Origin of the sequence: Micromonospora haikouensis (genome assembly GCF_000876225.1) — a bacterium.
Classification (GTDB): Bacteria; Actinomycetota; Actinomycetes; order Mycobacteriales; family Micromonosporaceae; genus Micromonospora; species Micromonospora haikouensis.
In genome coordinates, this window is sequence record NZ_JXSX01000001.1 from 2,917,227 (window position 1) to 2,942,784 (window position 25,558).

The 25,558-nt window shown below is 74.4% G+C and carries 22 protein-coding genes; 11 read left to right on the plus strand and 11 right to left on the minus strand.

Annotated features, from left to right (window positions below; genetic code table 11):
* Entirely contained in the window at window positions 1–4,044 is a 4,044-nt protein-coding gene (hrpA, locus tag TK50_RS12045) for an ATP-dependent RNA helicase HrpA (RefSeq protein ID WP_082106266.1), read from the minus strand.
* 112 nt (window positions 4,045–4,156) lie between these two features.
* Here hrpA and TK50_RS12050 point away from each other — a divergent pair, with 112 nt between their 5' ends.
* The 6 genes from TK50_RS12050 (at window position 4,157) to TK50_RS12075 (ending at window position 10,751) form a co-directional block, all read left to right on the plus strand.
* A complete protein-coding gene (locus TK50_RS12050) occupies window positions 4,157–4,531 on the plus strand; it encodes a cytidine/deoxycytidylate deaminase family protein (RefSeq protein WP_043962821.1) in 375 nt (124 codons plus the stop codon).
* 95 nt (window positions 4,532–4,626) lie between these two features.
* Entirely contained in the window at window positions 4,627–6,579 is a 1,953-nt protein-coding gene (locus TK50_RS12055; protein WP_043962822.1) for a multicopper oxidase family protein, read from the plus strand.
* A 144-nt stretch (window positions 6,580–6,723) separates the two neighbouring features.
* Complete coding sequence (locus TK50_RS12060; protein ID WP_043962823.1) at window positions 6,724–7,770, plus strand: FecCD family ABC transporter permease; 1,047 nt, start codon at window positions 6,724–6,726, stop codon at window positions 7,768–7,770.
* Complete coding sequence (locus TK50_RS12065) at window positions 7,767–8,828, plus strand: FecCD family ABC transporter permease (RefSeq protein WP_241773975.1); 1,062 nt, start codon at window positions 7,767–7,769, stop codon at window positions 8,826–8,828. The genes TK50_RS12060 and TK50_RS12065 overlap by 4 nt, the downstream gene beginning before the upstream one ends.
* A gap of 86 nt (window positions 8,829–8,914) precedes the next feature.
* Complete coding sequence (locus TK50_RS12070) at window positions 8,915–9,781, plus strand: ABC transporter ATP-binding protein (RefSeq protein WP_043962824.1); 867 nt, start codon at window positions 8,915–8,917, stop codon at window positions 9,779–9,781.
* Between the two features lie 22 nt (window positions 9,782–9,803).
* Window positions 9,804–10,751 carry an ABC transporter substrate-binding protein gene (locus tag TK50_RS12075; RefSeq protein ID WP_043962825.1) on the plus strand — a complete coding sequence of 316 codons (948 nt, stop codon included), beginning with the start codon at window positions 9,804–9,806 and terminating at the stop codon, window positions 10,749–10,751.
* 142 nt (window positions 10,752–10,893) lie between these two features.
* On the opposite strand, the gene TK50_RS32910 is transcribed toward TK50_RS12075, so the two are convergent.
* Both TK50_RS32910 and TK50_RS12085 read right to left on the minus strand, forming a co-directional pair.
* On the minus strand, window positions 10,894–11,457 hold the full coding sequence (locus tag TK50_RS32910; protein ID WP_144420219.1) for an endonuclease domain-containing protein: 564 nt from the start codon (window positions 11,455–11,457) through the stop codon (window positions 10,894–10,896).
* Window positions 11,458–12,237: 780 nt separating this feature from the next.
* Window positions 12,238–12,885 (minus strand): hypothetical protein, encoded by a 648-nt coding sequence (locus TK50_RS12085; RefSeq protein WP_043962828.1) that lies wholly within the window; start codon window positions 12,883–12,885, stop codon window positions 12,238–12,240.
* Between the two features lie 114 nt (window positions 12,886–12,999).
* Between TK50_RS12085 and TK50_RS12090 the strand changes: the two genes are divergently transcribed.
* Entirely contained in the window at window positions 13,000–13,440 is a 441-nt protein-coding gene (locus TK50_RS12090; RefSeq protein WP_199486007.1) for a VOC family protein, read from the plus strand.
* A gap of 6 nt (window positions 13,441–13,446) precedes the next feature.
* Here TK50_RS12090 and TK50_RS12095 read toward each other — a convergent pair whose 3' ends face one another.
* From TK50_RS12095 to trmB, 3 genes are all read right to left on the minus strand, one after another.
* Window positions 13,447–14,418 (minus strand): CehA/McbA family metallohydrolase, encoded by a 972-nt coding sequence (locus TK50_RS12095; RefSeq protein ID WP_199486008.1) that lies wholly within the window; start codon window positions 14,416–14,418, stop codon window positions 13,447–13,449.
* 8 nt (window positions 14,419–14,426) lie between these two features.
* Window positions 14,427–16,940: a DEAD/DEAH box helicase gene (locus tag TK50_RS12100; protein WP_043962829.1), complete on the minus strand. Its 2,514-nt coding sequence runs from the start codon at window positions 16,938–16,940 to the stop codon at window positions 14,427–14,429.
* Between the two features lie 139 nt (window positions 16,941–17,079).
* The gene (gene trmB / locus TK50_RS12105; protein WP_374199624.1) at window positions 17,080–17,712 is read right to left on the minus strand and encodes a tRNA (guanosine(46)-N7)-methyltransferase TrmB; all 633 of its coding nucleotides are present in this window, start codon (window positions 17,710–17,712) and stop codon (window positions 17,080–17,082) included.
* A 213-nt stretch (window positions 17,713–17,925) separates the two neighbouring features.
* On the opposite strand from trmB, the gene TK50_RS12110 reads away from it, so the two are divergent.
* Together TK50_RS12110 and TK50_RS12115 are read left to right on the plus strand one after the other, a co-directional pair.
* Window positions 17,926–18,651: a hypothetical protein gene (locus TK50_RS12110; protein WP_043962830.1), complete on the plus strand. Its 726-nt coding sequence runs from the start codon at window positions 17,926–17,928 to the stop codon at window positions 18,649–18,651.
* Between the two features lie 62 nt (window positions 18,652–18,713).
* Window positions 18,714–19,403: a class F sortase gene (locus TK50_RS12115; protein ID WP_082106267.1), complete on the plus strand. Its 690-nt coding sequence runs from the start codon at window positions 18,714–18,716 to the stop codon at window positions 19,401–19,403.
* Window positions 19,404–19,453: 50 nt separating this feature from the next.
* Here the strand turns inward: TK50_RS12115 and TK50_RS12120 are convergent, their stop codons facing one another.
* Both TK50_RS12120 and TK50_RS12125 read right to left on the minus strand, forming a co-directional pair.
* On the minus strand, window positions 19,454–20,164 hold the full coding sequence (locus TK50_RS12120) for a VOC family protein (RefSeq protein ID WP_144420220.1): 711 nt from the start codon (window positions 20,162–20,164) through the stop codon (window positions 19,454–19,456).
* Between the two features lie 203 nt (window positions 20,165–20,367).
* Window positions 20,368–21,147, minus strand: a complete 780-nt coding sequence (locus TK50_RS12125; RefSeq protein ID WP_241773976.1) for a DUF4386 domain-containing protein — start codon at window positions 21,145–21,147, stop codon at window positions 20,368–20,370.
* A 63-nt stretch (window positions 21,148–21,210) separates the two neighbouring features.
* On the opposite strand from TK50_RS12125, the gene TK50_RS12130 reads away from it, so the two are divergent.
* Window positions 21,211–21,924 carry a TetR/AcrR family transcriptional regulator C-terminal domain-containing protein gene (locus TK50_RS12130; protein ID WP_043962832.1) on the plus strand — a complete coding sequence of 238 codons (714 nt, stop codon included), beginning with the start codon at window positions 21,211–21,213 and terminating at the stop codon, window positions 21,922–21,924.
* A 16-nt stretch (window positions 21,925–21,940) separates the two neighbouring features.
* Here the strand turns inward: TK50_RS12130 and TK50_RS12135 are convergent, their stop codons facing one another.
* Genes TK50_RS12135 through TK50_RS12145 form a run of 3 tightly spaced genes read right to left on the minus strand, consistent with a single transcriptional unit; the run spans window position 21,941 to window position 24,042 of the window.
* A complete protein-coding gene (locus tag TK50_RS12135; RefSeq protein ID WP_043962833.1) occupies window positions 21,941–22,273 on the minus strand; it encodes an antibiotic biosynthesis monooxygenase family protein in 333 nt (110 codons plus the stop codon).
* Between the two features lie 13 nt (window positions 22,274–22,286).
* Complete coding sequence (locus TK50_RS12140) at window positions 22,287–23,084, minus strand: exodeoxyribonuclease III (RefSeq protein WP_043962834.1); 798 nt, start codon at window positions 23,082–23,084, stop codon at window positions 22,287–22,289.
* Window positions 23,085–23,121: 37 nt separating this feature from the next.
* Window positions 23,122–24,042 carry a proteasome assembly chaperone family protein gene (locus tag TK50_RS12145; protein WP_043962835.1) on the minus strand — a complete coding sequence of 307 codons (921 nt, stop codon included), beginning with the start codon at window positions 24,040–24,042 and terminating at the stop codon, window positions 23,122–23,124.
* 448 nt (window positions 24,043–24,490) lie between these two features.
* On the opposite strand from TK50_RS12145, the gene TK50_RS12150 reads away from it, so the two are divergent.
* A complete protein-coding gene (locus tag TK50_RS12150) occupies window positions 24,491–25,492 on the plus strand; it encodes a hypothetical protein (protein WP_052503703.1) in 1,002 nt (333 codons plus the stop codon).
* Window positions 25,493–25,558: the final 66 nt, after the last annotated feature.

Below are 25,558 nucleotides of genomic sequence, written 5' to 3' on the forward strand. Positions count from 1 at the left end.
TCAGCGACCCTCGGCGTCGTCCATCGCCCGGTAGATCCGCTGCTCCGACACCGGGTACGGGGTGCCGAGGGCCTGGGCGAACACGTTCACCCGCAGCTCCTCGATCATCCAGCGGATCTGCCGCACCGCCGCCGACCCGCGCCGGCCGGGCGGCAGCGCGGCGAGCAGGTCGGCGTACTCCTTCTGCACCGCGGCCACCCGGTCCTGCTGCTGGCGGTCCCGCTGCGGGTTGCCCGGCAGCCGGTCCAGCCGCCGTTCGATCGCGGTGAGGTAGCGCAGCAAATCGGGCAGGCGGGCGTAGCCGGTCTCGGTGACGAACCCCTTGTGCACCAGGCCCGACAGTTGGGCCCGGATGTCGGCCAGGGCGGCCACCACGGCCAGGTTCTGGGTCTTGCCGAGGCGCTGCTCGACGGCGTACGCGGCGGCGAGCACCTGCCGCACCCGGCCCATCACGTCGACGACGGTGTCCACCAGGTCGGCGCGGACCCGGTCCCGCAGGGCGGCGAAGCCGTCGGCGTCCCAGGCCGGGCCGCCCGCGTCGGCGACCAGCTTGTCGATCGCCGCCCCGGCCGCGTCGGCGATCAGCTCCTGCACGCCGCCGTGCGGGTTGCGGCTCAGCGCCAGCTTCGCCTCGTTGGACAGCCGCCCCTGGAGGAACTTCGCCGGCGACGGCACGGTCAGCCGCAGCAGCCGCCGGGTGCCCGCCCAGTGCGCCGCGGACTGCTCGGCCTCGGAGTCGAAGACCTTCACCCCGACCGTGGACCCCTCGTCGACCAGCGCCGGGTACGCGGTGACCGCGTACCCGGCGCGCACCTGCTCGATGGTGCGCGGCAGGGTGCCGAAGTCCCACTGCGTCAGGCCCGTCCGGGCGACGTCCGGGGCGGCGGCGGCCACCACCTGGCGTACCTCCTGGCGGAGCTGGCGTTGCAGCGCCGGCAGGTCCTTGCCCTCGGCGACCGGCTTGTTCTCCTCGTCGAGCACCCGGAAGCTGACCCGCAGGTGGGCGGGGAGCTTCCCCGGCTCCCAGGCGTCGCGGGGCACGGTGACCCCGGTCATCCGGCGCAACTGCCGGGTCAGCGCGTCCAGCAGCGGCTCCTGCCCGGGGGTGATCGCCGCGAGCGCGGCCCGCGCGTAGTCGGGGACGGGGACGAAGTTGCGCCGCACCGCCTTGGGCAGCGACCGGATCAGCGCGATCACCAGCTCCTCGCGCAGCCCGGGGACCTGCCAGTCGAAGCTCTCCGCCGGCACCTGGTTGAGCAGCGGCAGCGGGATGTCCACGGTCACGCCGTCGGTCGGGGTGCCCGGGTCGAACGTGTACGTCAGCGGCAGGGTGACCCCGTCGGCCCGCCACTCGTCGGGGTAGTCGGCCTCGTCGAGCCCGCCCCGGCCGGCGTTGACCAGCAACTCCCGGGTGAAGGTGAGCAGGTCCGGCCGCTGCCGCCGCTCCTTCTTCCACCAGGCGTCGAAGTGCCGGCCGGAGACCACGTCGGCCGGGATCCGCTCGTCGTAGAAGGCGAAGATCGTCTCGTCGTCGACGAGGATGTCCCGCCGCCGGGCCCGGTTCTCCAGTTCCTCGATCTCGGTGAGCAGCTTCTGGTTGTCCCGCCAGAACTGGTGGTGGGTGGACCAGTCGCCCTCCACCAGGGCATGCCGGATGAACAGCTCGCGCGACAGCGCCGGGTCGATCCGCCCGAAGTTGACCTTCCGGGCGGTGACCAGCGGGACGCCGTACAGGGTGACCTTCTCGTAGGCCAGCACCGCCGCCTGCTTCTTCTCCCAGTGCGGCTCGCTGTAGCTGCGCTTGACCAGGTGTTGCGCGAGGGGCTCGACCCACTCCGGTTCGACGCGGCCGGCGACCCGTCCCCACAGCCGGGAGGTCTCCACCAGCTCGGCGGCCATCACCCAGCGCGGTGGCTTCTTGAACAGCGCCGACCCGGGGAACAGGGCGAACTTCGCCCCCCGCGCCCCGAGGTACTCGTGCTTCTGCGGGTCCTTCAGGCCGATGTGCGACAGCAGGCCCGGCAGCAGCGACTGGTGCACCTTCGGGGTGTCGATCTCCTCCGGCAGGTCCGCGCCGGCCCCGCGCCGGCCGTCACCCTTCTCCGCCGTACGCAGCACCTGGCGCACCTGGCTGACGATGTCCTGCCACTCGCGTACCCGCAGGTAGTTGAGGTATTCGGCCCGGCACATCCGGCGGAACGCGCTGGAGGACAACTCCCGCTGCTGCTCGCGCAGGTGCCGCCACAGGTTCAGGTACGCGACGAAGTCCGACTCGGAGTCGGCGAACCTCGCGTGCGCCTGGTCGGCCTGGGCCTGCTTCTCGGCCGGCCGCTCGCGCGGGTCCTGGATGGACAGCGCGGCGGCGATGACGACGACCTCGGTGGCGCAGCCGTTGCGCTCGCCTTCGATCACCATCCGGGCGAGCCGGGGGTCGACGGGGAGCTGCGCCAGGCGCCTGCCAAGCGGGGTGAGCCGCTTCGCCGGGTCGGTCTCGGTCGGGTCGAGCGCGCCCAGCTCGTGCAGCAGGTTGACCCCGTCGGCGATGTTGCGCCGGTCCGGCGGGTCGATGAACGGGAACGCCGCCACGTCGCCCAGCCCGATCGAGGTCATCTGGAGGATGACCGAGGCGAGGTTGGTGCGCAGGATCTCCGGGTCGGTGAACTCGGGGCGGGAGTCGAAGTCGGACTCGTCGTAGAGGCGGATGCAGATGCCGTCCGAGGTGCGCCCGCAGCGGCCCTTGCGCTGGTTGGCCGACGCCTGCGACACCGGCTCGATGGGCAGCCGCTGCACCTTCAACCGGCTGGAGTAGCGGGAGATCCGGGCGGTGCCCGGGTCCACCACGTACTTGATGCCGGGGACGGTCAGCGAGGTCTCCGCGACGTTGGTGGCGAGCACCACCCGCCGCGCGGTGTGCGGGGCGAACACCCGGTGCTGCTCGGCGGCCGACAGCCGCGCGTACAGGGGCAGGATCTCGGTGCCCAGAAGCGACCGCTTGGACTGCACCAGCTTGCCCAGCGCGTCGGCGGTGTCCCGGATCTCGCGCTCGCCGGAGAGGAAGACCAGGATGTCGCCCGGCCCCTCGGCGGCCAGCTCCTCGACGGCGTCGCCGATGGCCTGGATCTGGTCGCGGACGTTCTCCTCGTCGTCGCCGGAGTCGTCCTCGCTCTCGCTGATCTCGACCAGCGGCCGGTAGCGCACCTCGACCGGGTAGGTGCGCCCGGACACCTCGACCACCGGCGCGGGCCGGCCCTCGGCGTCGGCGAAGTGCCGGGCGAACCGGTCGGTCTCGATGGTCGCCGAGGTGATGACCACCTTGAGATCCGGGCGGCGGGGGAGGAGCTGGCGCAGGTAGCCGAGGACGAAGTCGATGTTGAGGCTGCGCTCGTGCGCCTCGTCGATGATCAACGTGTCGTACTGGCGCAGCATCCGGTCGGTCTGCAACTCGGCGAGCAGGATGCCGTCGGTCATCAGCTTGACCAGGCTGCGGTCGCTCACCTGGTCGGTGAAGCGGACCTTGTAGCCGACCACGTCGCCCAGCTCGGTGCCCAGCTCCTCGGCGATGCGGTCGGCGACGGTGCGGGCGGCCAGCCGCCGGGGCTGGGTGTGCCCGATCAGCCCGTGCACGCCACGCCCCAGCTCCAGGCAGATCTTGGGGAGCTGGGTGGTCTTGCCGGAGCCGGTCTCGCCGGCCACGATCACCACCTGGTGGTCCCGGATCGCGGCGGCCAGATCGTCCTTGCGCTCGCTGACCGGCAGCCCCGCCGGGTACGTGATTCGGGGCACCGCCGCCCGGCGGTCGGCGAGCCGCTGCTCGGCCCGGGCGACGTCGGCGGTGATCTCGGCCAGCGCGGCCTCGCGCCGCTGCGGGTCGCGCAGCCGGCGCACCCCGTCGAGGCGCCGCTGGAGCCGGCGCTGGTCGCGGAACATCAGGGCGGGCAGGCGGCGGTGCAGCTCGCGGAGGCGGTGGGACGCGGCGGGCCCGTCGGTGGGCTCGGCGGCGGCGGTGGGCCCGGCGGCTGCGGCGGGAGCGGCTGGATTCTGCATGTCGTCGCCAAGGATAGGCAGCCGCGTGCGGGACCGCCCCCGGGTTACCGGTCGCCAGGGCTGCCGCCGTCTAGAGTTGACCGCCGATCGACGCCGACCACGGGGGCCTGGGATGAGCATGCGAGACACCGACCGGGCGCTGGTGCAGGCGGCCACGGCCGTGGCGAAGCTGCGCTGCCGCAGCGACCGGCACACCGTCGCCGCGGCCGCGCGTACCGCCGCCGGCCGGGTGTTCACCGGCGTGAACGTCCACCACGTCACCGGCGGGCCGTGCGCCGAGGTGGTGGTGATCGGGGCCGCCGCCACCCAGGGGGAGACGGAGCTGGAGACCATCGTGGCGGTGGGCGACCGGGGTCGGGACGTCCTGACCCCCTGCGGCCCGTGCCAGCAGGTGCTGCGGGACTACTTCCCGTCGATCCGGGTCATCGTCGGCCCGGCGGACGCGCTGCGCGCGGTGCCGGTCGCCGAGCTGCTCCCCGGGGAGTAGGGTCAGCTGACCGTTAGAAACCGTTTTGTCCTCTTAAAGGAGTAACGACGCTGTTTCGGCACTTTGGTGAGCAATGCTCGTTCTAGCCTCGCGGCATGGTGACCCGTAGACGACTCATCGCCGCCGGTGCGGCCGGCGGCGCGGCCCTGCTGCTGCCCACCGGTCGCACCGCAGCCGGCGCCCCGACCGCCCCGACCGCCCTGATCGACCCCCGTGCCGTGCCCAAGTACGTCACCCCGCTGCCCGTGCCGACGACCATGCCCACCTCCCGCACCAGCGGCGGCGTCGACGAGTACGTGGTCGCCGTCCGCCAGTTCCGCCAGCAGGTCCTCCCGGCCGGGCTGCCGGCCACGACGGTCTGGGGCTTCGGCTCGCCCGCCCACCCGCGCAGCTTCGCCTACCCCGGCCCCACCATCGCCGCCACCGTCGGCCGCCCGGTCCGGGTGACCTGGTGCAACCAGCTCGTCGACGAGCGGGGCCGCTACCTGCCGCACCTGCTGCCGGTCGACCCGACGCTGCACTGGGCCAACCCGACCGGCGGCGTCGACGGCCGGGACCACCGGCCGCACTTCACCAGCACCCCCGGCCCGTACCGGGGGCCCGTCCCGACCGTCATGCACGTGCACGGAGGGCACAACCGGCAGGAGAGCGACGGCCACCCCGAGGCGTGGTTCCTCCCCGTGGCCCGGGACCTGCCCGCCGGGTGCGCCGACGGCGGCTCGGCCTACAGCGAGTTCCGGGACCTGGCAGCCGAGCGGACCGGCGTCCGCTGTGCCCCCGGCACGACAAGCATGGAGTACGCCAACGACCAGCGCCCGACGACCCTCTGGTACCACGACCACACCCTGGGCATGACCCGGGTGAACCTCTACGCCGGGCTGGCCGGCTTCTACCGGCTGAGCGGCGGCCCCGACGACCTGCCGTCCGGGGCGCTGCCCGGCTCGCTGCCGGAGCAGGCGTCGTACGACCTGCCGCTGCTGATCCAGGACCGCACCTTCCGCCCCGACGGCTCGCTCTGGTATCCCGAAAGCCGCGCCGACTTCGACGACTACCCCGGCCCGTACCTGCCGGGGACCGACGTGCCGCCGATCTGGAACCCCGAGTTCTTCGCCGCCACCATGGTGGTCAACGGCGCGACCTGGCCGGTGCTGCGGGTGCAGCGGCGGCGCTACCGGTTCCGGCTGCTCAACGGCTGCAACGCCAGGTTCCTGATGCTGTCGGTCACCGACCACCCGACCCGCCGCCCGGGCCGGCCCGCGCTGCCGCTGTGGCAGGTCGGCAGCGACGGCGGGTTCCTGCCCGAGCCCGTGGCCGCGCCCCGGATCCTGCTCGCCAACGGCCAGCGGGCCGACGTCGTGGTCGACTTCACCGACGTGCCGGCCGGCACCGAGCTGTACCTGGTCAACGAGGGCCCCGACGAGCCGTTCGGCGGCGGCGCGCCGGGGACCGACTTCCCCCCGGCCGACCCGCGGACGACCGGGCAGGTGCTCAAGTTCGTGGTGGGCGACCGGGCCGGCGCCGATGCCAGCGTGCCGCCCGGGCAACTGTCCCTGCCGGAGTGCGCCCCGCTGCCCGCCGCCCGGGTCGTCCGGCGGCTCTCGCTCAACGAGCAGGAGTCCTCGGCCGGCCCGGTACGTGCCCTGCTGGGCGTCGTCGCCGCCAGCGGCCGGCCGGTGCCGCTGGGCTGGGACGCGCCGGTGACCGAGACCCCCGCCCTCGGCGTCACCGAGGAGTGGGAGTTGCGCAACTGCACCGAGGACGCCCACCCGATCCACGTCCACCAGGTGCAGTTCCAGGTGCTCGGGCGGGGACACGACGGCCGCACCCCGCCCGGCCCCGCGGAGCGCGGCTTCCACGACACCGTGGTCGCGTACCCGGGGCAGCTGACCCGGATCAAGGTCCGCTTCGACCTGCCGGGACGCTACGTCTGGCACTGCCACCTGCTGGAACACGAGGACAACGAGATGATGCGCCCCATCGAGGTGCTGCCGTCCGGTGCCGCCGAGGGCGGGGACGGTTCCTCCCGGCGCGCGGGGGCCGCGGGCTGACCGGCCGACTCCTGCGGGCGGGGCGACGCTCGGCACGGCCGCCCTGCTCAGCGGGGGTGGCGACGGATCCGATCGACGGTCGCCGGTTAGGGTGACCCGCCTCCTTCGGTTTAAGGTAAGGCGTACCTAAGTCGAGGGAGATTCGTGACCACCGTCGCCGCGCGGCCGATCCGGGCCGGCACACCGACGACCCGGGGCCTGGGCCGCCGGGCTGCCGTCACCCTCGGCGCGGCGGCCGTGCTCGCCCTCGCCGTGCTCGCCAGCTTCGCCCTCGGCAGCCGCCCGCTCGCCCCCGGCGCGGTCTGGCACGCGCTGGTCGCCCCCGACGGCGGCGACGCCACCACCATCGTCCGCGAGCTGCGGCTGCCCCGCACCGCCCTCGGCCTGCTCGTCGGGCTCGCGCTCGCCGTGGCCGGGGTGCTGTTCCAGGCGCTGACCCGCAACCCGCTCGCCGAGCCGCGCATCCTCGGCATCAGCGCGGGCGCGTCGTTCGGCGTGGTCCTCGCCATCGCCGTCTTCGGCGTCGGCACCCTCGCCGGGTACGTCTGGTTCGGCATCGCCGGGGCGCTCCTGGCCGGCCTGGCGGTCTTCGCCGTCGCCAACCGGGCCCGCGACGGCGCGTCGCCGGTCACCCTCGCGCTGACCGGCGCGGCGCTCGACGCCAGTCTCGGGGCCCTCGTGTACGCGCTGCTCAGCATCGACGCCCGCACCTTCGAGGAGTACCGGTTCTGGGTCGTCGGCGGGCTGACCGGCCGGGGCGTCGGCGTCGCCGGGCAGGTGCTGCCGTTCGTCCTCGCCGGGCTGCTGCTGGCCGTCCTGGTCGCCCGGGGCCTCGACGCGCTCGCCCTCGGCGACGACGTGGCCCGGGGCCTGGGCCACCGCGTCGGGCTGGTCCGTCTCGGCGGCGGCGCGGCCGGGGTGCTGCTCACCGGCGCGGCCGTGGCGGCGGCCGGGCCGATCGCGTTCGTCGGACTGGCCGTGCCGCACCTGGCCCGCGCCCTGGTCGGCGCGGACCACCGGTGGACCCTCGCCGTCGCCGCGCTGCTCGGGCCGGCCCTGCTGCTCGGCGCCGACGTGGCGGGCCGGCTCGTCGCCCCGCCCGGCGAGGTGCCCGCCGGGGTGGTGACCGCGCTGGTCGGCGCGCCCCTGCTGGCCTTCCTGGTGCGCCGTGCCCGGGTGGTGACCGCGTGAACCTGCTCGCCCCCACCGGTGGACGTGTCGCCCCCGCCGGCCGGTCGCTGCTGCGGCTCGGCCCGCTGCGGGTGCCGGTGCGCCGCCGCCCCGTGCTGGTCGCCGCCGCGCTGGTCGGGCTGCTCGTCGCCGCCGGGCTGCTCAGCCTCTCCCTCGGCACCCCGTACGTCGCCACGCCCGACGTGCTGCGCGCGCTCGCCGGCGCGGGCACCCCGTACGACCTGGTGGTGCTCGACCTGCGGCTGCCCCGGCTGGTGCTCGCGGCGGTGGCCGGGGCGGCGTTCGGCGTCGCCGGCACGCTGATCCAGAGCGTGGCCCGCAACCCGCTGGCCAGCCCCGACGTCATCGGCATCACCCAGGGCGCCGGGCTCGCCGCGACGGTGGCCCTCACCAGCGGGGCCGCCGCCATGCTGGTCGCCCCGGCGGCGCTGCTCGGCGGCCTGGCCGCCGCCGTCGCGGTGTTCGCCCTCGGGGCCCGGCACGGACTGGCCGCCCAGCGCTTCGTGCTCGCCGGGGTGGCGGTCGCCTTCGGCCTGCGGGCGCTCATCGAGGTGGTCCTGCTGACCGCCGACCCGATCGACGGGCTGCGCGCCCAGATCTGGCTGCTCGGCACCCTCGCCGGCAAGGGCTGGACGGAGGCGGCGTGGATCGCCGCGACCCTGCTGGCGCTGCTGCCGGTGCTGCTCTGGGCCGGCTGGGCGCTGAACAGCACCGCCCTGGACGACGACACGGCCCGGGGCATCGGGGTGCGCCCCGTGGCCCGCCGGGTCACGCTGGCCGGCACCGGCGTGCTCGCCGCCGCGATGGTCACCGCGCAGGTCGGCGCCGTCGACTTCGTCGCCCTCGTCGCCCCGCAACTGGCCCGCCGGCTGGTCCGCGCCGAGCGGCCCCCGCTGCTGTGCTCCGCCCTGCTCGGGGCGTTGCTGCTGGTCCTCGCCGACCTCGCCGGCCGCCGGCTGTTCGCGCCCACCCAGCTGCCGGCGGGCGTGCTGACCGCCGCGATCGGCGGACCGTACCTGATGTTCCTGCTGCTGCGCGGCCGGCGGAGGGCGTCGTGACGACCCCCGCGCCCGCCGACCGGCCCGCCGCCCCGCCTGCCCTCGCCGGCGCACCGGACCCCGCCGACCCCTCCCGAGGAGCCGCGATGCTCTCCACCCGCGACCTGGTCGTCGGCTACGACGAGCGGACCGTCCTGGACGGCCTCGACGTGACGCTGCCCGCCGGCGCGTTCACCGTCATCGTCGGGCCGAACGCCTGCGGCAAGTCCACCCTGCTGCGCACCATGGCGCGGCTGCTGACCCCGCGCTCGGGCACCGTGCTGCTCGACGGCACCGCCATCCGGGACCTGCCGACGCGGGAGGTCGCCCGGCGGCTCGGGGTGCTGCCGCAGAGCCCGCTGGTGCCCGAGGGCGTGACGGTCGCCGACCTGGTCGGCCGGGGGCGGCAGCCGTACCAGCGGTGGTGGCGGCAGTGGTCGGCGGCCGACAGCGCCGCCGTCGACGAGGCGATGGCCCTCGCCGACGTGGCCGGCCTCGCCGACCGCCCGGTGGACACCCTCTCCGGCGGCCAGCGGCAGCGGGTCTGGATCGCGATGACCCTCGCCCAGGACACCGAGGCGCTGCTGCTGGACGAGCCGACCACCTTCCTCGACCTGGCCCACCAGGTCGAGGTGCTGGACCTGCTGCACCGGCTGCGCGCCGAACGGGGCCGCACCGTCGTCGCCGTGCTGCACGACCTCAACCAGGCAGCCCGCTACGCCGACCACCTCGTCGCCATGCGCGCCGGGGCGGTGGTCGCCGCCGGCCCGCCCCGGGAGATCCTCACCGCCGCGCTGGTCCGCGACGTCTTCGGGCTCGACTGCGTGGTGGTGCCCTGCCCGGTGAGCGGCGCGCCCCTGGTCGTGCCCGCCCTCACCACGCCCTCCCCGGCCGCCGTTCCCGCCCCCGCCCCGGCGGCTTCCGCCTCCGCTGCCTCCTCCGTTGCCTCTGCCGCCGGCCCGTCGGCCGGCTGAACCCCTCGAAAGGAACCCCACCATGCGTCGTCTCGCCGCCGTGCTCACCGCGGCCGTCGCCCTCGGCGTCGGGCTCACCGCCTGCGGTGAGAGCGACCCCGTCGCCGGCACCGCCACCGGACAGACCCGGGAGATCACCCACGCCATGGGCACCACCAAGGTGCCCGCCGAGCCCAAGCGGGTCGTCGTCCTCGACACCGACAAGATCGACACAGCGCTCTCGCTCGGGGTCACACCCGTCGGCGCGGCGACCGCCGGCGAGGCGAGGAGCTGGCCCACCTACTTCGGCGAGGAGAAGCTGGCCGGCATCAAGGAGGTCGGGGTGCTCACCGAACCCGACCTGGAGGCGATCAACGCCCTCAAGCCCGACCTGATCCTGGGCAGCAAGTTCCGCCAGGAGAAGTTCTACGACGAGCTGGCCGCCATCGCGCCGACCGTGTTCACCGAGAAGGTGGGCATCACCTGGAAGGAGAACTTCCTCCTCGACGGCCAGGCCCTGGGCAAGGAGCAGCAGGCCAAGGACCTGCTGGCCGCGTACGAGAAGCGGGCGAAGGACTTCGGCGCGAAGCTCGGCGACGCCGCCGACCGCACCGTCTCCATCGTGCGCTTCATCCCCGGCGCGATCCGGGTGTACGGGCCGGACTCGTTCTCCGGCATCGTCGTCGGCGACACCGGCCTCGGCCGCCCCGAGCGGCAGCAGCTCGCCGGCAAGGAGGACAAGCGGTTCGACCTGGTCAGCGCCGAGCGGGTCAACGAGGTCGACGCCGACGTCATCTTCGTGACCGCGTACGGCGAGAAGGCCGCCGCCGAGCAGGCCACCGTCACCGGCGGCACCCTGTGGAAGGGGCTGTCGGCGGTCAAGGCGGGCCGGGCGAACGTGGTCTCCGACGAGACCTGGATGACCGGGATCGGCGTCGGCGCCGCCAACAAGATCATCGACGACCTGGAGAAGTACGTTCCGGCAGCCTGACCCGTGCACCCCGCGCCCCGCCCCGCGCCCCGCGCGGGTCCCCGCGAGATCACGCTCGATCCGGGATCGAGTGGCATCCGTCCGTGTAGGAAGCCACTGTTTCCCGGATCGAGCGTGATCTCCGACGCGCAGTCCGGGACGCTCAGTCCCCGGGGCGGTGGCCGCGGGAGCGCAGGGCGGCGCGCACCTCGGCGAGGAAGCCGTCGAAGTCCTCGCGGAGGCGTCGCGCCGTCACGTGCAGGACGAGCCAGTCCCCGCCGAGCAGCCGGTTCAGGCGGCGACGGTCCCGATGGAACTGCTCGGGATCATCGTGCCAGAACCCGTCGTACTCGACGGCGACCCGGAACTCCGGCCAGGCCAGGTCCAGCCGGGCCACGAACCGTCCACCGTCGGAGACGACCCACTGGGTACGGGGCCGGGGCAGGCCGGCCAGCACCAGCCGGACCCGGGTCCGGGACTCCTGCGGCGACTCGGCGCGGGCGTCGGCGAGGTCGACGGCGCGCAGCAGCGACCGCCAGCCCCGGCACCCCGCCCGTGCCAGGGCGTACTCGCGTAGCGCCGGAATGTCGACGATCCGTCGCGCCAGCAGGCCGTCGATGACGACGACCGCTTCCACCACGTCCAGCCAGCGGGCGACGTCCCAGCAGGTGCGCGTCGGACTGGTCACCGGGATGCCCGCCCGGTCGACGATGTCCCCCGGAAGCACCGGACCCCGGTGTACGCACAGCCCCGCCATGGGCCCCAGCCGGCGGCTGCCCTGTAGCGGCGTCGCCGGCGTCGGTGATCCCGACGGCGGGGCCGGCGCAGGAGCCGAGGGCTCGGGCATTGAGGGTGGCACGTCCGGTCTCCTGGTGGGAGGTACGCTGGGCGTTACCGCCGGCAGTTGCCGCTTCTGCGTTGTGCCGGGCGGCGGGCTGGGCGTCAGCACGTCGATCGGCTCGTCGGGTGGGATCTTTCCCACGCCGTACAGCGCTGCGGCGGAGCGGCCAGCGATCGCGGTGCCGGGCGGGATCAGCCAGCGGGCGACCGCCATGCACCGGTGCCGGTGGCTGACCGTGATCTCGGCATCGGCGTAGACGTCGCGAAACAACGGCCGCCAGGCGGAACTGCGGAGGTCGTTGCGGGTCAGCAGGCCCCGGGACCGGGCCACCGAACCGCGGAAGATCCGACCTCGCAGTTGGGGAGGTCGTCGAGGGCTCTTCGGCATGTCCTTACCGTGCCGGTTCTGCGGACACCGCGCTGTCCCCTGTGGATAACCCTGGTGACGCCGCTCAAGAGCGTGCCCGATCCGGGATCGAGTGGCCTCCCGATGCGATCGATGCCACTGTTTCCCATATTGAGCGCGATCATGCGGCCCGCGCCGCGACACGGCGCGCCGCGTCGTGCCGTATCGCCGCGTCGCGGCGGGCCGCTCTGCTCCGTACGCGATCGCGCCACCTCCCTCTGCCCGGTGGGGCGGTGGGAGGTGGCGCGGCGGTGGGTGGGGTCAGGCGGCGGTGGACCAGATCGCGCGGAACGCCGCCGCCTCGCCGGCCAGCCACTGCTCGACCTGCTCGGGCTTGACGCCGTCGGGCATCCGGTGCGCCACACCCCGTCGCACGTCGACCAGGACGGGCGCGGCGTGCGGCAAGACCGCGTCCATGTGCCGGGCCATCAGGTGCAGGGTGGCCAGTGCCGCCTCCTCGCTGGGCGGGGTCTCGTCGAAGTGCAGGCGGATGGCCTCGGCGCGGCCGTCGGCCGCGTGCCGGATGCCGAAGTGCGGATTGATCTTCACCGGCAGGTCGCCGAGCATGGCCAGGGCGTCACGCGTCTGCGCCAGGTCGACGCCCGTCGGCTCGCCGAGGGAGTGCAGCCAGGCCGTCGCGCCCGGCACGAGCGCCCGGTAGAGCGGCTGCCAGCGCGGCTTGACCGCGTCGGCCACCTGCGCCAGGTGGGTGCCGCCGGTGTGGAACGCGACGTCGGCCTTGAGCGCCTTGACGAACTGACCGTGCGGGTTGAAGCCGTGCTTGCTGGCCCGCTGCTTGCGCAGGCCCCCGACGAAGCTTGCCTTGGTGGGCCCGGTGCGGTCGACGTACCGGGTGAAGCCGAGGAGGGTGGCGTAGGGCGGGAGGGTGCTGGAGGTGGGCGCGGTCACGGAAGTCCTCCCAGGTCAGGACTTGGTTTAGTACATACATTCTAATCGACGGGTCTGACATCGCCCAGGGACAAGAGGGGCACATCGCCGCCCGGTTGCCCCTATGCTCTGGGCATGGCGATCCTGCGGATGGACCATGTCGGCATCGTGGTCGAGGACCTGGCGGCTGCCATCGCGTTCTTCGCCGAACTCGGCATGGAGGTCGAGGGGCAGACGCCGGTCGAGGGCCGCTGGGTCGACCAGGTCGTTGGGCTCGACGACGTCCGGGTCGACATCGCGATGATGCGGACCCCCGACGGCCACGGCCGGATCGAGCTGGCGAGGTTCCACGCCCCGGCGGCGGTCGACGCCGGGCCGCCCAACGCGCCGGCGAACACGCTGGGCATCCGCAACGTCATGTTCGCCGTCGACGACATCGAGGAAGCCCTCGCCCGCCTGCGTGCGCACGGGGCCGCCCTCGTCGGCGAGATTGCGCAGTACGGGGAGAGCTACCGGCTCTGCTACGTACGCGGCCCGGCGGGCATCATCGTCGCCCTGGCCGAGCCACTCGGCTGACCGCCGTCACGGGCCGGCCAGGACGACGGGGTTGGTGAGCGCGGCCATCTGCCCGCCGGGATGGCGCACCTCGACCCGGACGAACATCGACTCCGCCGCGCTGGTGCGCCACGTCAGGGCACCGGAGCCGTCCTGGGGCAGGCGCACGCGGTGCACAGCGCCCCGGTCGGTGTGGAAGGTGACGGTGCCGGACGGCACGCCGCGCACGTCCACCCGTACGACGATCGGTCCTTCGCCGGTGTCCAGCCGCTGGCCGATCCCGGCGCTGGCATCGCCCGTGGTGGCCGTGAGCGACAGCTCGACGGCGGCCGAGCCGGCAATCCAGCTCCGGCCGGCGCGGATGCCGGCGAGGATCGCGGCGGTGGTCAACTCCTCGGCCAGCACGACGGTGTGCGGCACCCCGAGCTGGCCCGCCAGGTGCGTGTCGCTGCAGCCCAGCGCCGGCCGCCACCGCCCGCCGTGGATGCCGGCGGCCAGGCCCCGGCCCCACTCGGCCAGCGCCGCCTCGTTGTCGGCGTTCCAGGGCAGCTCCGAACTCCACCGCCCGTTCCACACCTCCACCGCGTCGAACCCGTCGAACGGGTACGCGAAGACGCCGGAAGGGTACGGCGCGTGGGGGTGCGCCGCCACGCAGAGCCCGCCGGCCCGGTGCACCTGCTCCACCTGCCGGTCGATCACCCCGTCGCGGACGCCGTACCGCCAGTCGACGACCTGCCCCGGGCCGATGCCGAGCGCCAGCCAGTGCCCGGTCCGGGTGGTGACCTCCTGGCCGAGGATGACCAGCAGGTCGTCGCCGGCGAGCGGGCCCCAGACGCCGTGCGTGTCCGTGGTGTTGTGCTCGGTGATCGCGATGAAGTCCAGGCCGACGGCGCGGGCGTCGGCCACCACCTGCTCCGGCGTCAGGTCCGCACCGTTGGAGCGCGCCGAGTGCACGTGGCAGTCGCCCCGGTACCAGCCGCGCCCCCGGCCACGCGACATGCCCACGGTCAGAGCTGGCCGACGTCCGTGATCCGGACGACGGCCGCGCCGACCTCGTCGGAGGCGGCCAGGTCGACCTCGGCGCTGATGCGCCAGTCGTGGTCGCCGTCGGGGTCGTCGAGGATCTGCCGGACCGTCCACCGGTCCCGGCCCTGCTCGATCATGAGCAGCGCCGGGCCGCGGGCGTCCGGCCCGGTCCCGATCGAGTCGTACGCCTCGAAGTACGGCTCCAGCGCGTCGGCCCACGCGTCGGCGTCCCAGCCGTCGGCGGCGTCCAGTTCGCCGAGCAGGTCCCAGCGGCGCAGGGCGGCCAGCTCGACCCGGCGGAACAGCGCGTTGCGCACCAGCACCCGGAACGCCCGCGCGTTGCGGGTGACCGCCGGCGGCCGGTCGTCGAGGGCGGCGTGCGCCTCGGCGGCCTCGGCGACGTCCGAGGGGTTCTTCAGCCGCTCCCACTCGTCGATGAGGCTGGAGTCGACCTGGCGGACCAGCTCGTGCAGCCACTCGATGAGGTCGATCAGCTCCTCGGTCTTGGCGTCCTCGGGCACGGTCTGCCGGAGCGTCTTGTACGCGTCGGCGAGGTAGCGCAGCACGAGGCCCTCGGAGCGGGTGAGGGAGTAGAACTGCACGTACTCGGTGAAGGTCATCGCCCGCTCGTACATGTCCCGCACGACGGACTTGGGGGAGAGCTGGTGGTCGGCGACCCACGGGTGCCCCCGCCGGTACATCTCGTACGCGGCGTCCAGCAGCTCCGCGAGGGGCTTGGGCCAGGTCACGTCGTCGAGCAGTTCGAGGCGGGCCTCGTACTCGATGCCCTCGGCCTTCATCGCGGCGACCGCCTCGCCGCGGGCCTTGAACTGCTGCGCGGACAGCACCTGGCGCGGGTCGTCGAGGATCGACTCGATCACGCTGAGCACGTCGAGGGCGTACGACGGGCTCTCGGCGTCGAGCAGCTCGATCGCGGCCAGCGCCAGCGGCGACAGCGGCTGGTTGAGCGCGAAGTCGAGCTGGAGGTCGACGGTGAGCCGCACCCGGCGGCCGGTCTCGTCCGGCTCGGGCAGCTCCTCGACCACGCCGCCGGCCCGCAGCGCCCGGTAGATGGCGATGGCCCGGCGGATGTGCCGGCGCTGGGCGGCGCGGTCCTCGTGGTTGTCGGTGAGCAGGTGCCGCATCGCGGCGAACGCGTCGCCGGGGCGGCCGATGACGTTGAGCAGCATCGAGTGGCTGACCTGGAAGCTGGACGTCAGCGGCTCCGGCTCGGCCTCGACGAGGCGGTCGAAGGTCGGCTGGCCCCAGCCGATCGAGCCCTCCGGCGGCTTCTTGCGCACGACCTTGCGTCGCTTCTTCGGGTCGTCGCCGGCCTTGGCGAGGGCCTTCTCGTTCTCGATGACGTGCTCGGGGGCCTGCACGACGACCCGGCCGAGGGTGTCGAAGCCGGCCCGCCCGGCCCGGCCGGCGATCTGGTGGAACTCGCGGGCCTTCAACAGCCGGGTACGCACCCCGTCGTACTTGCTCAGGCCGGTGAACAGCACCGTGCGGATGGGCACGTTGATGCCGACGCCGAGGGTGTCCGTGCCGCAGATGACCTTGAGCAGGCCGGCCTGGGCGAGGGTCTCCACGAGCCGGCGGTACTTCGGCAGCATGCCGGCGTGGTGCACGCCGATGCCGTGCCGCACCAGCCGCGACAGCGTCTTGCCGAAGCCGGAGGTGAACCGGAACCGGCCGATCGCCTCGGCGATCATGTCCTTCTCGGCCCGGGTGCAGACGTTGACGCTCATCAGCGCCTGGGCGCGCTCCAGGGCGGCGGCCTGGGTGAAGTGCACGACGTACACCGGGGCCTGCCTGGTCTCCAGCAGCTCTTCCAGGGTCTCGTGCAGCGGCGTCATCGCGTACGAGAAGAGGAGCGGGACCGGCCGCTCGGCCGAGCGCACGACGGCGGTCGGCCGGCCGGTGCGCCGGGTCAGGTCGTCGACGAAGCGGCTGGTGTCGCCGAGGGTGGCCGACATCAGCACGAACTGGGCCTGCGGCAGCTCGATGATCGGCACCTGCCACGCCCAGCCCCGGTCCGGCTCGGCGTAGAAGTGGAACTCGTCCATGATCACCTGGCCGACGTCGGCCCGCGCGCCCTCGCGCAGCGCGAGGTTGGCCAGCACCTCGGCGGTGCAGCAGATGATCGGGGCGTCGGCGTTGACGCTGGCGTCGCCGGTGAGCATGCCGACGTTGTCGGCGCCGAAGACCTCGCACAGGGCGAAGAACTTCTCCGACACCAGGGCCTTGATCGGGGCGGTGTAGAAGGTCGTCCGGTCGTCGGCCAGGGCGGCGAAGTGGGCGGCGATCGCGACCAGGCTCTTGCCCGAGCCGGTCGGGGTGTTCATGATCACGTTCGCGCCGGAGACGATCTCGATGACCGCCTCCTCCTGGTGGGGGTAGAGGTCGAGGCCGCGCTCCTTCGCCCAGCTGGCGAACGCGTCGAAGAGGGTGTCGGGGTCGGCGCTTGTCGGCAGCGCGGCGGTGAGCGTCATAGCCCGTCCATCGTGCCTGTCGCAGGCCCCTCCGCGCCAACCGGGTGGTTGGCAGGGGCCCCTGTGCAACAGAATGCGTTGACAGGGGCCCTTCCTCGCACCGCACGCGCGCCGCGCGCCGCGCCTCGGCCGGCACCCCTCAGGCGCGGCGGTGGACCAGGTCGAACACCGGGCGGCCCGCCGTCAGGGCGCGCCGCTCGAACTTGGTCACCGGCCGGTGCGCCGGGCGCGGGGCGTACCCGCCGTGCACGTCCACCAGCCCCGGGTCGGCGGTCAGCGTCTCGCGCATCGACTCCGCGTACTCGGCCCAGTCGGTGGCGCAGTGCAGCGTCCCGCCGGGCGTCAGCCGGGAGCGCAGCAGCGCCACGTGCGTCGGGGAGATGATCCGCCGCTTGTGGTGCCGCGACTTGGGCCACGGGTCGGGGAAGAAGACGTGCACCGCGTCCAGCGACCCGTCGGGCAGCGCCCGGACCAGGTCCAGCGCGTCGCCCCGGGCGACCCGCACGTTGCCCAGCCCGAGGCGCTCCACCAGCCCCAACAGGTTGGCGATTCCCGGCGTGTGCACCTCGACCGCCAGATAGTCTCGGCCTGGGTCGGCGGCGGCCATCGCGGCCGTGGCGTCCCCCATTCCCGACCCGATCTCCAGCACGATCGGGGCCCGGCGGCCGAACAGCGCCGCCAGGTCCACGGGCGCGGCGGCGGGATCGTCGGCGACCGTCAGGCCGTACGCCGACCAGAGCCGGTCGAGCGCGTCGAGCTGGCGGCCGGTCATCCGGCCCCGGCGGGGGTGGAAGGTGCGGATCCGCGACGCGTGGGGCGGCACGGTCACGACGGGGTTCGCTTCGGTGGAGGTCACAGCGGTCCGAGCTTACGCGACCAGCGCGCCGGATCGGCTGTGAGGTACGACCGGGGATGAGAAGATTCATCCCGTACGGCAGGCCGGGCGGGCCGCTGCCCGGCGACGCACAACCGCGCCGGAGGGGTCATGGGGGCAGCCACGCACCAGTGCGCCGGACCGGCCACGGGCCCCGGCACGAGGCTGGCCGCGCGGATCGGCGCCGCGTTCGCCGTCGCCGTCGCCGCGTTCGCCGGCCCGCTCGCGGCGGGCGCGCGGGCCGCCGGGGCACCCGAGGCCGTCCCCGTGGCCGCCCCCGCCCCCGAGCCTCCGGTCGGCCCGCCCGGCCCGGCCGGTGGGCAGCAGCCCGGCTCGCAGCCCGGCTGGCTCGTCTTCGTCGAGGTCACCCCCAGCACCGTGCAGCCCGGCTACCTCGTGGGGATCCGGGCGAGCTGCCACGACAACTCGGTGCCGGCGATCGTGGTCTCCGACGCCTTCGGCCGGGTCGCCGTGCACCCGCAGCGTGGCCTGCTCACCGGCACCCCGATGGTCCGCGAGCGCATCTGGCCGGGCAACTACCGGGTCAAGCTCGAATGCCGGGGCGGCGAGACCGCCACCACGATGCTCCAGGTGGTCAAGAAGCAGCCCTCGCCCGCGCCCACCCACAAGCCGACCTACCAGCCGACCCACCATCCGACGTACCCGCCGACGCACCATCCCAGCCGGGGGCCGAACACGGGCTTCGGTGGCACCGCCCGGGGCGCCACCGACGGGCTGCTGCTGCCGGGCGGCGTGGCGTTGACCGTGGCCGGGGTGACGATCGGCGTGGCCACGGCCCGTCGACCGCGGTCCCGCCGCGGCGGAAACCGCAGCTGAGGCCGGCCGTGGCGTCGGCAGGTACCGCCCCGGGTGCGGCGTCCGCGCGTACCGTCCGGGCGGTGGCGTCCGCGCGGACCGCCCCGGGCGCGGCGTCCCCGCGTACCACCGGGTTGGCCGGCCGCCGCCGGCCCTGGTCGGTGCCGGCGGCCGTGGCCCTGGTGCTGCTCGGCGTCTTCGCCACCGGTGCCGGCCTCGGCCGCGCGGCGGGGCCGTTGGAGTGGGCGACCCGGCCGGCCGAACGGGCGGCAGCCGCCGTCGACGACGCGCCCCGTCCGGCCGTGGGCCGACCGGTGAGCCTCCGGGTGCCGGCGATCCGGGTGTCCGCGCCCGTCGGCCCGGTCGGGCAGGCCGCCGACGGGTCGATCGCCGTGCCGCCGCTGAGCGCCGCCGCCGAGACCGGCTGGTACGACCGCAGCGTGATCCCCGGCGAGCCGGGCCGGGCCGTCATCGTCGGCCACGTGGACACCCGCGACGGTCCGGCCGTCTTCTACGACCTGGGCAGGCTGCGGGCCGGCGACCGGATCGAGGTGACCCGCGCCGACGGCGACGTGGCGGTCTTCGCGGTGGACTCCGTCGAGCACTTCGGCAAGGACGAGCTGCCCACCGACCGGGTGTACGGCGACGACGGCCCGCCGGAGCTTCGGCTGATCACCTGCGGCGGCGCGTGGGTCGGCGGCCGCACGGGCTACGCCGACAACGTCATCGCCTTCGCCACCCTCCTACCCCCCGCCCCCCGACAGCCTCGGTGATCAAGAGGTTTGCGTCATCGTTGAGATCGACTCTGCCGCTTTTCTCTTGATCACCGAGGCGGGGCGGGCAGGGTGAACTCGTTGCCGTCGGGGTCGGCCAGGACGACCGCACCGTCCGCGCCCGTCTCCAGCCGGGTCGCCCCGAGGGCGACCAGCCGGTCGACCTCGGCCTGCTGGTCGCCTGCGGGCGGGGCGAGGTCGAAGCGTTGCCGGTTGCGTGCCGTCTTCGGGGCCACGGGCGGGCCGCCCCACGCGACCTTCGTGCCGCCGTGCGGTGACTGGATGGCGGTCTCCTGGTCCTGGTCCCAGACCAGCGGCCAGTCCAGCGCCCGGCTCCAGAACAGCCCCACCTCGCGGGTGCCGTCGCAGGCCAGCTCCCCGAGCAGGCCGCACCCGGCGAGGAAGCGGTTGCCCGGCTCGATCACGCAGAACTCGTTGCCCTCGGGGTCGGCCAGCACGATGTGCCCCTCCTCGGGGCGCTGCCCGACGTCGAGGTGGCCGCCGCCGAGCCCCAGTGCCGTCGTCACCAGGCGCTGCTGGTCGGCGGGGTCGGTGCTGGTCAGGTGCAGGTGCAGGCGGTTGGCTCCCGCCTTCTCGGTGGGGCTCGGGACGAACCGGAGGCTGGGCTGGGTGTCGTCGCCGGGAAGGAGCGCGCCACGGGCGTCCCCGGTGACCTCCCGGCCGAGCATGCCGGCCCAGAACCGCGCCAGGCGAACGGCGTCGTGCGCGTCGAAGGTCACTGTGAGCAGTGGCGAGGGCATCACCGCACAGTAGACACGGGCCCGGGGACGGGCAACGCAAATAGCCCGGCCGGGAACGGTGGGGGAGGGGCCAGTCGTGGGTGCGGCCGGTCACGCGGTGGGCCCGGTCGGCGGTGGGGCCGGTCAAGGGATGGGCTGGTCAAGGGATGGGCTGGTCAAGGGATGGGCTGGTCAAGGGATGGGCCGGTCAAGGGATGGGCTGGTCAGGCGGTGGGTCCGGCGAGGATCGGGGCCGGCCGGAAGCCCTTGACGACCAGCCAGACCCCGAGCGAGAGCTCCCACGCGGCCACCGGGATGGTCAGGACCGCCGAGAGCGCGGACGCCTGCTCGTTGAGCCCGAACATGGTGGCCACGGCCGAGGCGGCGAGCAGGGGCGCCCCGACGAGCCCGAGCACGGGAATGATCCGGGGCACGAGCGCGGAGCGGTACATCAGGTAGCCGAGCAGCAGCGCGTTGGCGGCGGGGACGAGGCCGGGGCCGAGCAGGAACGTCCAGTCGCGGACCGCGACGAGCGACGTGCCGACGGCGACGAGGGTGGGGGCGTCGGTGCCGGCCGTGGCGGTGAACTGCTGCCGCAGCGTCACCACCGCCAGCAGGCTCGCGACGCCCACGACGATGATCGCGGCTTCGAGGACGCGGGCGGTGACGAAGCCGAGCGCGGCGGCCTCGTGCTGACGCCTGACCACGGGGAAGAGCGCGACGGCCGTGCCCACGCAGGCGACGGCGTTGACGAGGTCGAGCAGGCAGCCCGCGATCACCCGGGTGTCGCTGCCGGCGCTGACGATGTAGTCGGGGTTGCTGAGCACCGGGTCGATGAGCGCCACGGCGGGGAGCGAGGCGAGGAAGGTGATCAGGTAGAACACGCCCGCGACCAGCGCCGTCCTCCTCCCGGGCGAGCCCACCGGCATCCGTGCGGCTGTGGTTCCCGTGCTGGCGGTCATCTCCACCCTCCCCTTCCCGGCGGCGAGGTGTACGTCGTACACCTTCGCGCCCACGGTAAGGTGTACGGCGTACACCGTCAAGGGTGCGACCGTGGAGGACTTGTCATGCCGGGCTTCGACGTGGGTGCGCGCGAGCGGCTCAACCGGGAACGCGTGCTACGGGCGGCCGTCTCGCTCGCCGACGAGGCCGGAATCGCGGCGGTGAGCATGCGGCGGCTCGCCCAGGACCTGGGCGTGGTGCCGATGGCGCTCTACAAGCACGTCGCCGACAAGGAGGAACTGCTCGACGGGATGGTGGACACCGTCATCGCCGGGATCGCGCCGCCGGACCCGGGCCTGCACTGGAAGGGCGCGGTGCGGCAGCGGGTCCTCGCGGCGCGGCGGGTGGTGCTCCGGCACCCCTGGGCGCGGCAGGCCATCGAGTCGCGCACCAGCCGGACGCCGACCGTCCTGGCCCACCTCGACTCGCTGGCCGGCGCGTTCCTGGCCGGCGGCTTCTCCGCCGACCTCACCCACCACGTCATGCACGCCCTGGGCAACCGGGTCTGGGGCTTCAGCCCCGAGCTGTTCAACGCCCCCGAGCCGGCCGCCCCGCGACCGCCCGCCCCGGACGAGCAGGAGGCGACGGCACGCGAGTTCGCGCGGCGGTTCCCGCACATCCTGGCCATCGCCACGGCGGCCACCGGGGGCGACCTGGCGGCCGTGGGTCAGGGCTGCGACGAGCAGTTCGAGTTCGAGTTCGCCCTCGACCTTCTGCTCGACGGCGCCGAACGGCTGCACCGCGCGGGCTGGCGGTCGGCCGCGCCGGCCGTGCCGTGACGGGTCGACGGCGGGGTCAGGACCCCTGCCCGCCGGCGGCCGGCACCTGCTGGACCACCTCGAACTCCAGCAGGGTCGCGCCGGTGGAGACCGGGCGTCGCTGCTCGCCGCCCGCGCCGCCGGCATGCGCGGCCCGCGCCGGCCCGGCCGCCCAGTTCTGGTACGCCTCCTCCGACTCCCAGCGCGTGTAGACGAAGTAGCGCGTCTCGCCGCCGACCGGGCGCAGCAGCTCGAAGCCGAGGAAGCCGGGGGAGCCCTCCACCGCGCCGGCCCGCGCCGCGAACCGCCGCTCCAGCTCCTCGCCCGCGCCCTCGGGGACATCGATCGCGTTGATCTTCACGACTGCCATGGCCCCACCCTACTCAGAACGTCTCCACGGCCGGGACCAGGTCGGCGTCCACCACGATCGGGGCGTGGTCGGAGGGACCCTTGCCCTTGCGGGCCTCCCGGTCGACGTACGCGGCGCGGACCGCGCGGGCGAACGGCGCGGACGCGTAGACCAGGTCGATGCGCATGCCCTTGTTCTGGTGGAACATCCCGGCCCGGTAGTCCCAGTAGGTGAACGGGTGCGGCCCCTTCATCGGGGTCGGCACCACGTCGGCCAGCCCCAGGTCACGCAGGGCGGCGAGGGCGGCCCGCTCGGCCGGCGTGACGTGGGTGGAGGTGACGAACAGGGCGGGATCCCACACGTCGGCGTCGGTCGGGGCGACGTTGAAGTCGCCGCAGACGGCCAGCGGCAGCCCGCCGGTCAGCTCCTGCTCCAGCGCGTCGCGCAGGGCGGCGAACCAGGCCAGCTTGTACGCGTAGTGCGGGTCGTCGGGGGCGCGGCCGTTCGGCACGTACACGGACCAGACCCGCAGCCCGTCGCAGGTGGCCGAGACGGCCCGGGCCTCCGGCTCGGGGAAGCCCGGCTCGCCGGGGAAGCCGACCGTCACGTCGGCCAGCCCGACCCGGGACAGGATCGCCACCCCGTTCCACCGGCCGTCGCTGTGGCTGGCCACCGTGTATCCCAGCTCGCCGACCTCGGCCACCGGGAACGCCCCGTCCGGGCACTTCGTCTCCTGGAGGCAGACGACGTCGGGGGCGGTGGTGGCCAGCCAGTCGAGCAGCCGGGGCAGGCGGGCCTTCACCGAGTTCACGTTCCAGGTCGCCAGGCGCATGCCTCCAGCCTGCCGCATCCCCGCCCCGGCCGCCCGGTCAGCTCCCCGGGGTGTCGCCCGGCCGGCCCTGCTCGGCCAGGAACCGCTCCAGCTCCGCGCCCAGCTCGTCGGCGGTCGGCAGCGGACCGCCCTCGGTGGCGAGCAGGTTCTTCTCGCCCCGCCCCCGGGCGAACGCGTCGTACTGCTCCTCCAGGGCCGAGACCAGGGCGGCGGCGTCCTCGGTCTGGGCGACCTGCCGGTCGATCTCCACCCGCACCACCTCGGCGGCCGAGCGCAGGCCGTCGCGGGGCAGCAGCAGGCCGGTGCTGCGCGACACCGATGCCAGCAGCACCTCGGCGGCGGCCGGGTACTCGGCCTGGGCGACGTAGTGCGGCACGTGGGCGGCGAAGCCGAGCGCGTCGCGGCCCTGCTCGCCGAGGCGGAACTCCAGCAGGTGCCCCACGCTGCCGGGGACCTGGACGCGCTGCAGCCACGGCTCGTACCCGGAGATCAGCTCGCGGCGGGTGGCGTGCGCGGTCACCCCGGTCGGGCGCGTGTGCGGCACCGCCATCGGGATCGAGTTGAGCCCGACGGTGAGCCGGACGTCGAGTCGGGCGGCCAGCCCGCCGACGGCGGCCACGAACCGCTCCCACTGCAGGTCCGGCTCGGGGCCGCTGAGCAGCAGGAACGGGGTCTCGTCGTCGTCGTGCAGCAGGTGCACCTCCAGTTTGGGGGCGTCGTAGTCCTCCCAGTGGTCCTCGACGAAGGTCATCGGGGGACGCCGGGACCGGTAGTCGTAGAGCTGGTCGACGTCGAAGCTGGCGACGGGGCGGGCGTCGAGGGAGGAGAACAGCTGCTCACGGGCCAGCCGGGTGGCGCTTCCGGCGTCGACGAAGCCGGTGAGGGCCTGGAGCAGGACCGGCTGTCCGAGTTCGGGCAGATCGTCGGAGAGCTCGTAGAGCTCGTGTGGGTCGAGCACCGGTGCGGACCTCCCTGGGCTGGCGCGTACGGGACCGTGACGCGCACGGCTCCCGGTTCGGGCAACGTACCCGCCATCCTCGTGCATTCCTGCGTCGGGCGGTCCCACGCCCGATCCATGATCACAATCAGGCAACGGCCCCGGTCCCCGGCTGCCCTCCCGGCTCGGCGGGCCGCCCCGCCGCCACCCTCGGGGATGGGCCGGACGGGTGAGGCGGGGTCGTCCGATCGGCGGGGTGGGCGGGGAGGGGGTGGGTCGCTCGGGTTTCGGGACGTTGTCGGCCGCCCGGTGCGCCCGTCGATGCGTACCGGAGGTTCGTCCGGCCCGTCCCGTCCGCGCCGGGCCGTGGCGGCGGTCGCCCGGGTGTCCGCATCGCCGGCCCGTCGGTGTGGCGAGGGCCACCCTGAGGGCCTGGGTTATCCCGGAATGACCTGCCTAGCCTCGTCGAATGCGTGACGACGGCATCCTCGACGACCAGCGCGGCCCGGACACGGCGGTGGGCCGTTCGGACGTTTCCCCCTCGTCCGAACGGCCACCCACCACCATCGCCGGCGGCGCACGCCCCGGGCGCCTCCGGACTTCCCTCACTTCCCTCGCTGGCCTGGTTCCTACCCCCTCCGGGTGGAGACGTAACCTCCCGGTTCCGAACGGGCCGGCGGACCGGTCGGCGGCCGGTGACCCCGGCCGCGTCGGGCCTCCCCGTCGGGGCCGTCGGGCGGGGGTGGCCGTTGCCGCCGGAGTGGTCTGCTGCCTGGGCCTGGCCGCCCTGGCCCAGGCCCGGGAGGAGCCGGCGGACACCGGGCGGGGCGCGCCCCCCGCCGCCGACGTGGACCTCGCCCGCCGCGCCGCCGCCGAGGCCGCCTCGCGGTCGCTGGACCGCGCGCCCGGCCCGACGCCCACCCCCTCGGCGAGCCCCACACCCACGTCTACGGCCAGCGTCCCGTCGGCCACCGCGTCACCGTCGGCCAGCCGCAAGCGCGTCGCGCCGAAGCGGCCCGCCGACCCCGCGCCGGTGGCCGGCCTGACCCGGGCGCAGATGGCGAACGCGAAGGTGATCGTGCGCACCGGCCGGGAGTTGGGCTTCCCCCGGCGGGGTCTGGTCATCGCGGTGGCCACCGCGATGCAGGAGAGCAACCTCTACAACGTCGCCAGCGGGGTGCTGCCCGAGTCGCAGGAGTACCCGCACCAGGGCATCGGCTGGGACCACGACTCCGTCGGGCTGTTCCAGCAGCGCGCCAGCAGCGGCTGGGGCGAGGTGGGGCAGCTCATGGACCCCGCGTTCGCCACCCGGCAGTTCCTCGCCGCCCTCGCCGAGATCCCCGGCTGGGAGGACCTGCCGCTGACGGTCGCGGCCCAGTCCGTGCAGATCTCCGCCTACCCGGACCTCTACGCGCAGCACGAGTGGCGGGCCGCGGAGGTGGTGGACGCCTTCCTCTCCGCCGGGATGTGACCCCGGTTGCCCGCAGGCGTCCCGCGCGGGGCGTGCCGGCGGTGGCCCGTCGGACCCCTCGATCGA

Excerpts from the sequence above, each read along its gene's own strand:
- hrpA (WP_082106266.1), bottom strand. The coding sequence starts at position 4,044 with ATGCAGAATCCAGCCGCTCCCGCCGCAGCCGCCGGGCCCACCGCCGCC.
- TK50_RS12050 (WP_043962821.1), top strand. The coding sequence starts at position 4,157 with ATGAGCATGCGAGACACCGACCGGGCGCTGGTGCAGGCGGCCACGGCC.
- TK50_RS12055 (WP_043962822.1), top strand. The coding sequence starts at position 4,627 with ATGGTGACCCGTAGACGACTCATCGCCGCCGGTGCGGCCGGCGGCGCG.
- TK50_RS12070 (WP_043962824.1), top strand. The coding sequence starts at position 8,915 with ATGCTCTCCACCCGCGACCTGGTCGTCGGCTACGACGAGCGGACCGTC.
- TK50_RS12075 (WP_043962825.1), top strand. The coding sequence starts at position 9,804 with ATGCGTCGTCTCGCCGCCGTGCTCACCGCGGCCGTCGCCCTCGGCGTC.
- TK50_RS12090 (WP_199486007.1), top strand. The coding sequence starts at position 13,000 with ATGGCGATCCTGCGGATGGACCATGTCGGCATCGTGGTCGAGGACCTG.
- TK50_RS12095 (WP_199486008.1), bottom strand. The coding sequence starts at position 14,418 with ATGTCGCGTGGCCGGGGGCGCGGCTGGTACCGGGGCGACTGCCACGTG.
- TK50_RS12100 (WP_043962829.1), bottom strand. The coding sequence starts at position 16,940 with ATGACGCTCACCGCCGCGCTGCCGACAAGCGCCGACCCCGACACCCTC.
- trmB (WP_374199624.1), bottom strand. The coding sequence starts at position 17,712 with ATGACCGGCCGCCAGCTCGACGCGCTCGACCGGCTCTGGTCGGCGTAC.
- TK50_RS12110 (WP_043962830.1), top strand. The coding sequence starts at position 17,926 with ATGGGGGCAGCCACGCACCAGTGCGCCGGACCGGCCACGGGCCCCGGC.
- TK50_RS12120 (WP_144420220.1), bottom strand. The coding sequence starts at position 20,164 with ATGCCCTCGCCACTGCTCACAGTGACCTTCGACGCGCACGACGCCGTT.
- TK50_RS12130 (WP_043962832.1), top strand. The coding sequence starts at position 21,211 with ATGCCGGGCTTCGACGTGGGTGCGCGCGAGCGGCTCAACCGGGAACGC.
- TK50_RS12135 (WP_043962833.1), bottom strand. The coding sequence starts at position 22,273 with ATGGCAGTCGTGAAGATCAACGCGATCGATGTCCCCGAGGGCGCGGGC.
- TK50_RS12140 (WP_043962834.1), bottom strand. The coding sequence starts at position 23,084 with ATGCGCCTGGCGACCTGGAACGTGAACTCGGTGAAGGCCCGCCTGCCC.
- TK50_RS12150 (WP_052503703.1), top strand. The coding sequence starts at position 24,491 with ATGCGTGACGACGGCATCCTCGACGACCAGCGCGGCCCGGACACGGCG.